Source organism: Enterococcus canis NBRC 100695, from assembly GCF_001544375.1.
GTDB classification, from domain to species: Bacteria; Bacillota; Bacilli; order Lactobacillales; family Enterococcaceae; genus Enterococcus_H; species Enterococcus_H canis.
Genome location: NZ_BCQJ01000001.1, coordinates 277,332 through 289,741 on the forward strand (window position 1 = coordinate 277,332; position 12,410 = coordinate 289,741).

At 42.7% G+C, this 12,410-nt stretch carries 6 protein-coding genes; all 6 read right to left on the bottom strand.

Going from position 1 to position 12,410, the window contains the following annotated elements; genetic code table 11:
- Positions 1–3 precede the first annotated feature (3 nt).
- Positions 4–741: an amino acid ABC transporter ATP-binding protein gene (locus ECA01S_RS01390; protein ID WP_067389957.1), complete on the bottom strand. Its 738-nt coding sequence runs from the start codon at positions 739–741 to the stop codon at positions 4–6.
- A 324-nt stretch (positions 742–1,065) separates the two neighbouring features.
- Positions 1,066–3,483: a phenylalanine--tRNA ligase subunit beta gene (pheT, locus tag ECA01S_RS01395; RefSeq protein ID WP_067389960.1), complete on the bottom strand. Its 2,418-nt coding sequence runs from the start codon at positions 3,481–3,483 to the stop codon at positions 1,066–1,068.
- A gap of 6 nt (positions 3,484–3,489) precedes the next feature.
- Entirely contained in the window at positions 3,490–4,533 is a 1,044-nt protein-coding gene (gene pheS / locus ECA01S_RS01400) for a phenylalanine--tRNA ligase subunit alpha (RefSeq protein ID WP_067389963.1), read from the bottom strand.
- Positions 4,534–4,825: 292 nt separating this feature from the next.
- Positions 4,826–5,170, bottom strand: a complete 345-nt coding sequence (locus ECA01S_RS01405; protein WP_067389966.1) for a winged helix-turn-helix transcriptional regulator — start codon at positions 5,168–5,170, stop codon at positions 4,826–4,828.
- Between the two features lie 78 nt (positions 5,171–5,248).
- Positions 5,249–8,905 carry a helicase-exonuclease AddAB subunit AddA gene (gene addA / locus ECA01S_RS01410; protein WP_067389968.1) on the bottom strand — a complete coding sequence of 1,219 codons (3,657 nt, stop codon included), beginning with the start codon at positions 8,903–8,905 and terminating at the stop codon, positions 5,249–5,251.
- A complete protein-coding gene (locus tag ECA01S_RS01415; RefSeq protein WP_067389971.1) occupies positions 8,883–12,395 on the bottom strand; it encodes a PD-(D/E)XK nuclease family protein in 3,513 nt (1,170 codons plus the stop codon). Before ECA01S_RS01415 ends, addA begins: the two co-directional genes overlap by 23 nt.
- Positions 12,396–12,410 lie beyond the last annotated feature (15 nt).

Here is a 12,410-nt window from a genome sequence, read left to right on the forward strand (position 1 = left end):
CTCCTAATGATTGATAATTTGGCTCAAGAATTGTTGGGCCCGTTCTTCCTGTGGATGCTCGAAGAAAGCATCAATATCATGACTATCTTCCAATACTTGGCCATCAGCCATAAAGACGATACGGTCGGCTACTTCTTTTGCAAAGCCCATTTCGTGGGTAACGACGATCATGGACATGCCTTCTTTGGCTAGTTTTTTCATAACTCGCAAAACATCGCCAATCGTTTCAGGATCCAGTGCTGAAGTGGGTTCATCAAACAACAACATTTCAGGATTCATGGCCAAACCGCGAGCAATAGCTACCCGTTGTTTTTGACCACCAGAAAGCATTGAAGGATACGAATCTTTCTTATCGTACATATCAACTTTTTTCAGAAATTTCTCAGCATTTTTAATTGCCGTTGCCTCATCTTGCTTTAAAACCTTGACCGGCGCCATTGTGATGTTTTCTAACACCGTTTTATGGGGATATAAGTTGAAATGTTGGAATACCATCCCAATATTTTTACGAATCTCCGTCCATTTAGTACCTTTATCATTGATATTTTTGCCGTTAATCAATAATTCGCCTGAACTAATAGTTTCTAAACCATTGATACAACGTAGCATGGTACTTTTTCCAGAACCAGAAGGTCCAATCACCACAGTAACCTCACCTTTATTGAAGGTCAAATTGATATCTTTTAGTGCGTGAAAATGGCCGAAATATTTATCGACATCTTTAAATTCGATCATCGCCATGAAAATAATTCCTCCTTTGTGAAAATAAGTGAAAATCACATATGTTTCTAATTATACCCAATTATAGCGGAAAAAAGAGGGGTTTGTAAAGTTTTGCTCTTTACACCAGACATTTCCACTCATTTGTCTTGATAAAAAGCCACGTTTTTAAGAAGATTATGAAAATAAACCAAAATGATTTTAAGGTATATGAGAAGGCTTTTTTACATTCTTGATTGCTTTCACAAATTTTCCAGCCTTATTACTTTTTCCAATTTTTTTGCATAAAAAAACTGCCAGCCAGATAACTGACTAGCAGATTTTGATACATTATTAGACGAATCATTAACGGATTTGGACACCTTGAGCCGTGAGAGCTTTGGTCACTTTTTCCATCCATTGAGCAATTTCTTCGTCTACCAAGGTCGCTTCGGGGTTACTAAATGTGAGAGAATATGCCATGGATTTTTTGCCAGCTTCCACTCGTTCTCCTTGATATACATCAAATAGATGAACATTCGTTAAGAAACGGCCCGCTGATTCTTTGATGATTGTTACTAGCTCTTGATTGCTGATGGTATCATCTACCAAGAGCGCCATGTCACGACTAACACTTGGGAATTTTGAGACACTTTGATACACAAGCGGAGCTTCAGGTAAGGCTAAGATTGTTTTAAGATCAAGCTCGGCAACGTAGGTTTCACCTAAATCGTAGGTCTTTGCTAAGGTTGGATGTACTTGTCCGATAAAACCGATAACCGTTTCGCCGCTTAGAATTTTAGCAGAGCGACCTGGATGTAATTCCGCAACTTCTGTCAATGGTTCATAGCGGACATCCGTCAGGCTGATTTGGGCAAAGTAGTTTTCCAAAACACCTTTTAGTTGATAAAAATCAACCGCAGTTTTAGCTGTTTGCCAGTCTTTTTCTTGCCAAGAACCAGTCAGCACTAACCCTAAATGATTCCGTTCTTCAGGTAAATCTTTCAAAGGATTACCTTGTTGGTAGAATACGCGACCAATTTCGTAAAAGGCGATATCTTGGTTTTTACGAGCCACATTATACGCGACGTCGTCTAACAAGCCGGTAATTAAGTTCATTCGTAAAGTCGTACGTTCTTCACTCATCGGCCAGTCTAATTGCGTTTCCTTGCTAGGTGCAAGCAAAAATTGGCTAGCTTTTTCAGCTGTCGTTAGCGCATAGCTTATCGCTTCAGAAAAGCCGCTTCCTTCAAGCACCGCTTGCGTTTGACGAACGAAACGCTGCTCTTGTGTCAAGCTAGCAGCCACTGTTTCGCCAGCCGGCAAGGTACTTGGCAGACGATCATAGCCATAGATTCGTGCAACTTCCTCAATAATATCGGCCTCAATACTAATATCCCAGCGACGCGGCGGTACACTGACAGTAAAGGTGCCATTTTCAACAAATGTTGGAAATGCCAGAGCTTCCATAATCGCTAAGACCTCTGCTTCCGTTAACTCAGTGCCTAGTGAACGGTTGATTTTTGCTAAGCTGATAGTCACAACCGCATTTTCTGGGATGAATTTGGAACCAATAACCGTCCCTTCTACCACGGTACCCCCGGCTAATTCAGCCATCATTTGGGCCGCAGCGTCGCCTGCTTCAGCTACAGTTCCTCGGTTAATGCCTTTTTCAAAACGACTAGAAGATTCACTACGCAAACCGAATTGACGTGAAGTCTTGCGAATCAAGCTGGCTTCAAATAAGGCACTCTCTAGGGCAACTGTTGTGGTAGCTTCGGTAATTTCAGAATCTAAACCACCCATCACACCAGCGAGAGCAACAGGTGTCGTTCCATTAGTAATGACCAGATTTTCCGGTGCTACTGTACGTTCTTCACCGTCTAGAGTAACCAATGTTTCATCAAGCTTGCCGCGGCGCACCACGATTTCTTTCGAACCTAATTTATCGTAATCAAAGGCGTGCAGTGGTTGACCATACTCTAATAAAATGTAGTTGGTGATATCCACGACATTATTGATTGGGCGAATTCCCTCATTCATTAAACGGGTTTGCAGCCATAAAGGACTTTCGCCGATTTTAACATCCTTGATGATCCGAATTCGATAAGTCGGAGTATCTTCTGTATCTTCTACGGAAACAGTTAAATAGTTTTCGGCCCAATCTGTGGTATCTTCCACTAAAGTCCATTCTGGGAAATGTGGTTTTTGGTTCGTAATAGCAGCAACTTCATAAGCTACCCCACGCATGCTTAAAGCATCTGCGCGGTTTGGCGTGATAGATAGCTCAATAATCGTGTCATCCATTTCTAAATAAGGAAAGACACTGGCACCAATTTCGGCGTCCATGGGCATGTAATAAATACCTTCCGCATAAGCTTTAGGAACTACACTGTCACTATACCCTAATTCCTGTAAAGCACAGATCATACCATTAGATACTTCACCACGCATTTTACCTTTTTTGATTTTGACGTTACCGGCAATCCGAGCGCCAGGTAAAGCTACAATCACTTTGATACCCTTTTTAACATTAGGGGCCCCGCAGACGATTTGGCTTAATTCAGGTTCCCCAATATCTACTTGGCAGATGGATAAATGGTCGGAGTTAGGATGGGGTACACATTCCATCACTTCACCCACAACGATTTTTTTCAAGCCTTCTTCAGGCGTTTCGGTTCCTTCAACTTCGATTCCCGTAACAGACATTTTGTCAGCCAACGCTTTAGGTGTCCATTCTGCAAGATCGACATATTCACTTAACCATTTATATGACACTAACATAGTTGTTTACTCCCCCTTAAACTGACGTAAGAATCGCAGATCATTTTGATAGAATCCACGAATATCATTGATACCATAGCGTAACATTGCGACCCGCTCTTGACCTAGTCCGAATGCAAAACCAGAATAGCGCTCTGGATCGATACCTGACATCTTCAAGACATCCGGATGCACCATACCAGCCCCTAGAATTTCAATCCAGCCAGTATATTTGCAGACGTTACAGCCAGCACCGCCACATTTGAAACAGCTGACATCTACTTCTACTGAGGGCTCTGTGAACGGAAAATAGCTTGGGCGTAAACGAATCTTCCGTTCAGCACCAAACATTTTTTGAACTAGCACCTCTAACGTACCTTTTAAATCAGCCATGGTAATATTTTCATCAATCACTAAGCCTTCAATTTGGTGGAATTGGTGACTATGTGTCGCGTCATCCGTATCGCGACGGAAAACCTTCCCTGGTGAAATCATGCGTAATGGTCCTTTAGAGAAATCATGTTTTTCCATAGTCCTCGCTTGGACAGGAGACGTATGTGTGCGTAATAAAATTTCTTCGGAAATATAGAAAGTGTCCTGCATATCCCGAGCTGGGTGATCTTTAGGCAAGTTCATTCGTTCGAAATTGTAATGGTCGCTTTCCACTTCGTAACCTTCTACGATTTGGTAGCCCATGCCTAGAAAAATGTCTTCAATTTCTTGCATCGTTTGAGTCAAAATATGGCGATTTCCTTGTGGAATTTGTTTTCCTGGCAAGGTAATATCAATCGTTTCAGCGGCCAAGGCCTGTTCTAAAGCCGCAGCTTCTAAAGTGATTTTCTTGCTTTCAATCTCAGCCGTCAACGCGTCGCGGATTTCATTGGCAAAACTCCCCACTACCGGGCGTTCTTCAGGACTCAAGTCTTTCATTCCTCGTAAGACTTCTGTGATAGGTCCTTTTTTTCCTAAAATTGTCACGCGAATTTGATTCAGCTGATCTAAATCTGTTGCATTAGCGATTGCTTGGCTTGTTTCTACTTTTAACGCTTCAAGCTGTTCTTTTAATGACATAATAAATTTCCTTTCCTTCCGATTTTGACGAAAAAAGCCCTCGTTCCAATAAAGGAACGAGGGCCTCGCGGTACCATCCTAATTTGCTGTTTCCAGCACACTTTGTTCGTTAACGGCGTTAAACCGGCTTTTCAGCAGACTCGGGAAGTGAAATGTTCATTTTTCGCAAACACAACCTACTTTCAGTCTATGGTAGGTATTCCCTAAAGTGCCGCAGCTAAATTACTTGCTTCCGTCTTGGTCTTTTATCGTATTCGTCTATTAGTGAGTGTACCTAAAAAAAGCCGAAACGTCAACGGCATTCTTCTGCAGCTACCCATTTTTCGCCCCAATTTTGCAAGAGCGCCATAGCAGATTGCAGGTCTTTCCCTTTTTCTGTCAATTGATATTCGATTCGTGTCTTTTCACTACAGTTGACATCACGACGAACAATCCCGTCTTCTTCCAGCTGTTTCAAGCGTTCCACTAGCACGCGATCACTTACCATGGGAATCTTGCTAGCTAGCTCGCCAAAACGTTGGGGGCCGGTTTCCAATAGGACATCGATGATCAGGCCATTCCATTTTTTTCCTAAAATAGAGAAGGTCTTTTCAAACTTCGGACAAAGCATGAATTCTGTCGTTTTTGTTTGTTCCATTCTCCTCACCTCGTGAAGAGAGTATACCACAGAATGCACAAAAAGTAAGTTACTTTGCTTACAATTAGTAAGTGAATTTCATAACTTGATTTGCTCTTCTGGCTCCAGCAAAATCAGCCAAGTTTCAGCCACTTTTTTGCCAGTTGCTAACTCCAAAGCTTCTTTGTATACATTTAGCTGACCACGATAGCGCTCTAAAGCTTTTTCTCTACCTGCAGGACCGCTTAAATGATCAGTTTTGAAGTCGTATAAAACTAATTCATCATTGTCAATATACCCGTCGACGATTCCGTGAACTAAAATTTCATCAGCTGTCGGGTAATCCGCAAAAAGCCGGTTAGCAGGCAACAGCATTGAGAAGGGCTGTTCGCGCTTGACTTGTTCAGCTTCTTTTAAGATTCGTTGCCCCAAATCACTGTCATAAAAAGTAATAATTTTCTGTAGGTTAATTTTTTCCGCAACTTGAGGGGCTAAGCGTTTTTCTTGCACTAAGGAAACAACTAGCTCCTTTAGACTCTTCATGGTGGGCTTCTCTAGCGACATCACCTGCAAAACATAGTGTGTAGCTGTCCCAATCTCATTGGCCAAGGGTGCCCGTGTTTCTTGTAAAAATTTAGGTTTCGGTAACTCTTCCTGGACAAATCGGTTGATAGGTCTGCGGGTGGTCACATCTATTTTCAATAATTCTGACTCATCGGGATCTTCAAAAACGCGCTTGATTTCAGAAACGGATTGATAACTAGTGGTTTCAGTCGCATTGCTGTATGGATATTGGAAGGCTAAACGCCCTTTAGCAGCCGCTAAAATCTCTAAGCCAGTTGCCGGACTAGTTTTGACAGTCTCTTGATGCGTCTGGCCCCCTTCAGCAAAGACATCAGCCTGAACAAAATGAATCGAAAAGGAATCGGGATACGCCTTTAATTCGGGAATATTAGCCGTCGCCCATTCCTTCTGAAAAATTGCCGTATGCGGGTGACGGATCAAACTATAGCCAATCCAGTTCATTAAATTGCCCCCCTGTGCCAAACGCAAACTAGCCGGCAGAACCCGTTGATCATGTTGCGCCACTTTGGCCCAAGTTTTCCAAGCTGTAGCCTCATCTTGATACGAACCGACTAGAATCAATTTCTGTTCAGCCCGCGTCAACGCCACATAAAGCTTACGCATTTCTTCAGATAGCAGTTTTTGCAGTTTGGCTTGGCGAATCGCCAAGTAAGGCATCGTGGGATATAAGGTACGAGTCGTAGGTTCCAGATAACGGATACCCGCCCCCAGCTTTTCATCAAAAATATAATTTCCATTCAGTTCACTTAAACGAAATTGCTTCGTCAAATCCAATACAAAGACGACTGGAAACTCCAGCCCTTTACTGGCATGAATCGTCATGACGCGGACGGCCTCCTCGCCACCTAAAAGCACCGGTTCGGCTAAATCTTTATCCTTTTCCTGCATTTTTTCAATAAAACGGACAAATTGGAACAAGCCGCGGAAGCTGGTTTTCTCATAGCTAGCCGCGCGTTCTGCCAGAGCCCGTAAATTGGCTTGTCGCTGGGCACCAGCAGGCATCCCGCCAACATAATCCAAGAAGGCGGTATCTTGATAAATTTGCCAGATCAAAGTTGCCAAGGAATCACGACGGGCTAACTCTCGCCACGTTTGAAACTGTTCCATAAAGAATCCCAGCTTTGCTTGCAATGGACTTTCGGTAGCGGCTAAAAATTGTTTAAGCGCCTCATAAAAACTACTTTGTTTATTTGCCAGACGAATTTCTGCCAGCTCCTGCTCGTTTAGTCCTACTAATGGAGAACGTAAAACAGCCGCTAACGGAATATCTTGGTACGGGTTATCAATTAACTGTAGCAGTGCCACCATGATCCGAATCTCTGTTGCTTGGAAATAGTTCTGAGCGTCATTGACTTCAACTGGGATATCGGCCTCTTTAAAAAGCTCAAGAATTGCCAGATTATTTTTTTTCGTAGGGGTCAGTAACACAATATCGGAATAACGCAGTGGCCGGTTAACCTTTTGTTTTTTATCGTAAACTTCAAAGCCTTCATCCATAAGTTGACGAATCCGGCGAGCGGTCATTCGCAACTCACCTTCAGTTTTATCTTCGATGACTAGCTCTGTTTCTGCTTCAACACCTTTTTCATAGATCCAAATTTCCGTGTCGAAAGTCGCCGTTTCAGGAAAAGCAGTAAAACCATTCACTAGCTTAGCGGCTTCATCATAAGCAATTTGACCTACTTGCTCATCCATCAGCTGATCAAAAATCAGATTCGTGAAATCCAGCACCTCTTTCCGGGAACGGAAATTTTCTGCTAAGACAATGCGGCGGCCGCCTTCTGCCCGCTCATAGTGTTGATATTTTTCGATAAATAAAGTTGGATCAGCTAGCCGAAAAGCGTAGATTGATTGTTTAACATCCCCCACCATAAACATATTGCCAGGTTCCGTACGAGTCACCCAATGTAGTAAAGCTTCTTGTAGCCGGTTGAGATCTTGATATTCATCCACTAAAACTTCTGTGAATTTTTCACGATAGAAAGCCGAGGCTTCACTGGCATGCCAGCCTTCACTATCGAGAGTAGCTAAAATTTGCAAGGTCAAATGTTCCAAGTCATTGAAGTCTAATAAACCTTGTGCTGATTTACGTTGGCGATAACGGTGCATAAACTGTAAACATACTTCACTAAGATTGCCGACAACCGTTTGGGCCTCAGCCATTATTTTCGTCATGGTCTCTGGATCAACGGCAAACAGATCTTTTTGAATCGCACGCAAAGCTTTGACATTATCATCGCGTAATTGTTTCGCTTGATCCTTGACTTCTTTAATTGCTTCCTCCGGCTTGCGAATGGTAGGAAATTTATCAAAAGTCAAATTACTAAAGGCGTGATAGGTAGTCTCTAAGTCGCCCGCCTCCAAAAACTGCTGCAATTGCGTTGTTTGCGCCGCCTCGTTATAGGCCAATTCCGTAATTTTTTTCAGTTCGGGAACGCCTTCGCATAGACGGATCATTTCCTGATAGCGTGTTTGAACGCTTGCTAAATTTTCCAAATAATTTGGTTGTAAGTATTCTTTAAACAGCGGGGATGCCCCTAATCCTTTTGAAGTGTCGTAGGCCTGAGTTAGTCCCTTTAACCACCCTTCAGGATCTGGATTGGCACGGGCAAAATCATATAGCGAGAACAAGACATCCGTTAAACCAGCATCAGAACGGTCATTACTGAAATTGGCCGTTAGCTGAAAAAAGGTCTCGTCTTGTTTGCTATACCATTCTTCTCGCAGGTCATCCCAAACATCTTCTTTTAATAATAAAGTTTCCGTCTCATCGGTTAATAAACGAAAAACCGGATCCATGTCAATCAAATAATAAAAGCGACGGATAACCGTTAAACAAAACGCGTGCAACGTGCTGATATTAGCAGTTGGCAGCAACGTCAATTGTTGTAAAAAGCGTTGACGCGTTTCTGGATCACGGGTATTAGCGGCGTTTTCTTGTAACGCTTTTTGGATACGCTCCTTCATTTCCCGGGCTGCCGCTTCCGTAAATGTAACAATCAATAGTTGGTCGACATTCGTTCCATCAATGATTTTTTCAATGACGCGTTCGACTAAAACAGTTGTTTTACCAGAACCAGCGGAGGCGGACACTAAAATATTGTCACCGGCATCATAGATTGCCTGCCACTGACTATCAGTAAACGTGCTATTCTCCGGTTTCAGTTTCATGTTCGTCCTCCTTAAATAATCGTGTCCGATCAATTTTTTCTATACGGTGATAATTATTTTCCTTCAACATCACGTCAAACTCACAAACGCTGCGGAATGGACAGAAACGACAAGCAATTCGTTCTTTCCCCTGATAAGCTGGATTCAGTTCAATTTTTCCCGAAAGGATTTGATTACCAGCATCAACAAAATTTTTACGATTAAGATCTAGTAACTGGTCCAATTCACCCTTAGTCACGAATTTATCTTCTTGTCTGCTGCCAGCTTTCACCGTGCCATTTTTTAATTGTTGCAGCGGATAAAGTAGTGACGTTTTCCCTGGTTCAAGCGTGGTATCAATTTCCACCATCAAAGTTTCATCAGCCACCATCAAACCATCAAGTTTAAATTTCTTCAGTGCTTCGATTTCCAGGTCTTGTCCTTCTTCAAAAGGAATCACCGGATTTTGCAAATGCAAGTAAAAACTTCCAGCCGGCTCAGCTTGAGTTCCCGTTAGCTCCACCGCATTCAATAAGGCCACGTCAAGATAAGTGAGCATCTGCATCGCCAGCCCATAATAGGCTTCAGTCAGACTAAAAGAGCGCGCACTAGACTTATAATCCACCACCCCAATAAAATCTTTTTCAGACGTATGCAGTACATCAACCCGGTCGATTTTGCCACGAACACTCAATTTGCCGTGCTCTAGATCAAATTCCAGTCCTGGCAGGCCTTTTTGACTAGCCAGAACACCAAAGGTCACTTCGGTATCACGGGTACTCATACCTGTCCGTTGACTTTGCTTTAACAGCGCCCAATAGACCCGTTTGATGGTTTGTGTCAGTTGATAACGCAAATAATTCATGCGTTCACTAGAAGACAAAATACCAAAACGTGGATCTGCAAAAATGTTCTGCAAGACTTCATCAGCCAGCGTTTCCATTTCAGCTGGTGTTAGTTGCGTCAATAATTTATCTTGTTGGATCAATACTTTAAAAAACTGATCCATGGCATCATGAAATAGTTCACCGGTTGCTGCTGGGGACAGCTCAAAAATAGTCCGCTCTTTTAGACGGAGACCATAACGCGCATAGTATTGATACTGACAACGATAGAAACTCTCAATCCGTGACACAGAGGCAAATAAATGATCGCCATATAAGGCTTCTGCCTCTTTTTGTGGCAATGAGACTGGGATATTTTGTTCATTCAAGCTGCTAAAGACGCGTTGAGCTAAAGCACTTACAGGACTTTCTAAAAGCAGCTCTTCTAGTTTGGTCCAAATTTTAGGCAGCGGTTCGGCTTGTAAACGACTAGCTTCCTTCATTTGAATCACATCGCTCACTAGCGTACGATACGTACTAATAGTGTCTAAAATAGCAGGCGTCTCGTCATTTAGGGTCAATCTGCGCTTCGTTAGTATTTCAAGCTGTAAATCTTTCGCTAGTTGCAGAAGATATGGGGAAACCTTGACCTCCTGTTCGCCATCTCGACTCAAAGGACAGCTGAGATAAAGACGCTTAGTCGCTGCAAGCAAGACGCCATAGGCTACGAAAGGTTCATTAGCCATCGATTGGCTAACTGTTAATAAGCTACCTTCAGCCAGTTCGGCCGCTAGTAATTGTCGTTCTTCATCCGAAAGGAGTGTTTTATTTTCAATCCGTTTTGGCAAGGTTTGCTCATCCAGCCCAATTGCAAAAACGACCTTCGCTTGTTTAGGACGAGCTAATTCTAAGGAAGTGAATTGTACTTGATCAATTGTCGCAGGAACTTTCCCAAAGGCTAAATCCTCGAGTCCACTGTTGAAGATTTCTTGAAATGCACTAAAATCAAAAGCCGACTCACCAAAAATCATGACATACTCATCCAACAGATCCATTAGTGCCTGCCAGGCCTGCTCATGATTACGAGCTGTTTCTAAAGCTCCTTGTTCTAATGCTTGATCCCGCCATTTCAATAATAGCTGCGGAACTTGACAATCTCGCAAAAATTGGTAAAAACGCGCAGCGGCTTGTTGCGCAGTTAGCGCCGCTTCCATATCTTGGAAAAATACTGGCAATAATTGCTGGATATCTCCCCGAATCTGATTGGCCGCTTGCGCCAGCTCTGCTTGGTCCTCCGGTGTTTCACTTTCAAAATCATACAGTAGAAAATGCCAATCTTCTGGCTTGGTCCAAGCAGACCCCTCAAAGCCAAAAGCTAACACCGCATTTTCCGTCAAATCAATCTGATCACGATAGTCATTGCGAGCTGAAACAAAATCGGCCGTGGTTAGCGGCAGATCATGAGGATAGAAAAGTTCGCTACGAAGAAAACGCATAACGTCGTGATAGCGATAATAACGATTATAGATGGCGAATAAGCTTTGAATAAATTCCACTAATGGGTGGTGAACCATCGCGAGTTCCTGGTCCAAATAAACAGGAATCTCATTGGCCGCAAAAATAGGTAGTATATTTGTTTCATATTGACTAAGATTACGGGTCAGCACCTGGATATCACGGTACCGATATCCTTCACTTACTAAGCGACGAATTTCTTTAGCCACCAGCTCCAGCTCATGAAAGTTTGTTTCGCTGCGCCAGAGCATGACCCGATCTTCTGGCAACTTAGGACCATGCCATTTAGGGGAGATTTTACGACTCTCCTGCCAGTAATCATCTAAAATTTTCAAGTCGTGATCTGTCGTCACCAACGCCTGACGATCAGGTCGTACAGGGACTTTGGCAGTCCGCGCTTTTTGATAAAGCCGTTGATATAACTGAGTTGTGTCATAAAATAAATCAAAGGAGTCTAGCTCTTTAGGTCGATCCAAAATCATGGAAAAAGCCACGTTGCCTTGTTGCATTAGTGTTTCAATCAACTGTTCTTCTTTCGCATTCAGTCGGGTATAGCTTTCTACGACAAAGAGCACCTTACTAAGGTCTTGGTGGGCCAGATAATGGGTCAAATAGGTCAAAATTTCCGTCGCTTTGATATCATAGCTTAGCAACAATTCATCTAATTGCGTAAAAATTAGTTGAAAGTCCTGTAATTTAAACGTCAGATCCTTGGCTTTACCAACCAGTCGCTCGCCGGAGGCTGCTAGTTCAGCTTCTGTAATCAAACCATTTTTAAATTCGATAAACAACTCATACAGCTGCTTAATAAAGCCGGGTTTGTTCACTTCACCTTTAAAAACACGCAATTCTTCTTTATGCTCTGCTAAACAACGACGTAAAAGCATCATCGCTCCTGGTTCAGATAACGTATTTCCACTGTAATATTTTGTATGTTGTAAATAATACCAAGCCAAACGAGAAAAACTGAACACCTGCAGCCTTGTCGTGCTAACACTTTCCGCCGTTCGTAATCTTGATAATAAATGGATTTCTTGTTGGAATTTAATGTAGTTGGGTACTAAATAAAACACTTGGTTTTCCGGATCAGCCTGTAGCCATTTTTGCGCTTCTTCCAACAAAATCGCTTCGTGATCACTGGAACCTGTGCCGATTACAAATTGTAAACTCATGTCACCCCTCCTCCA

Excerpts from the sequence above, each read along its gene's own strand:
- ECA01S_RS01390 (WP_067389957.1), bottom strand. The coding sequence starts at position 741 with ATGGCGATGATCGAATTTAAAGATGTCGATAAATATTTCGGCCATTTT.
- pheT (WP_067389960.1), bottom strand. The coding sequence starts at position 3,483 with ATGTTAGTGTCATATAAATGGTTAAGTGAATATGTCGATCTTGCAGAA.
- pheS (WP_067389963.1), bottom strand. The coding sequence starts at position 4,533 with ATGTCATTAAAAGAACAGCTTGAAGCGTTAAAAGTAGAAACAAGCCAA.
- ECA01S_RS01405 (WP_067389966.1), bottom strand. The coding sequence starts at position 5,170 with ATGGAACAAACAAAAACGACAGAATTCATGCTTTGTCCGAAGTTTGAA.
- addA (WP_067389968.1), bottom strand. The coding sequence starts at position 8,905 with ATGAAACTGAAACCGGAGAATAGCACGTTTACTGATAGTCAGTGGCAG.
- ECA01S_RS01415 (WP_067389971.1), bottom strand. The coding sequence starts at position 12,395 with ATGAGTTTACAATTTGTAATCGGCACAGGTTCCAGTGATCACGAAGCG.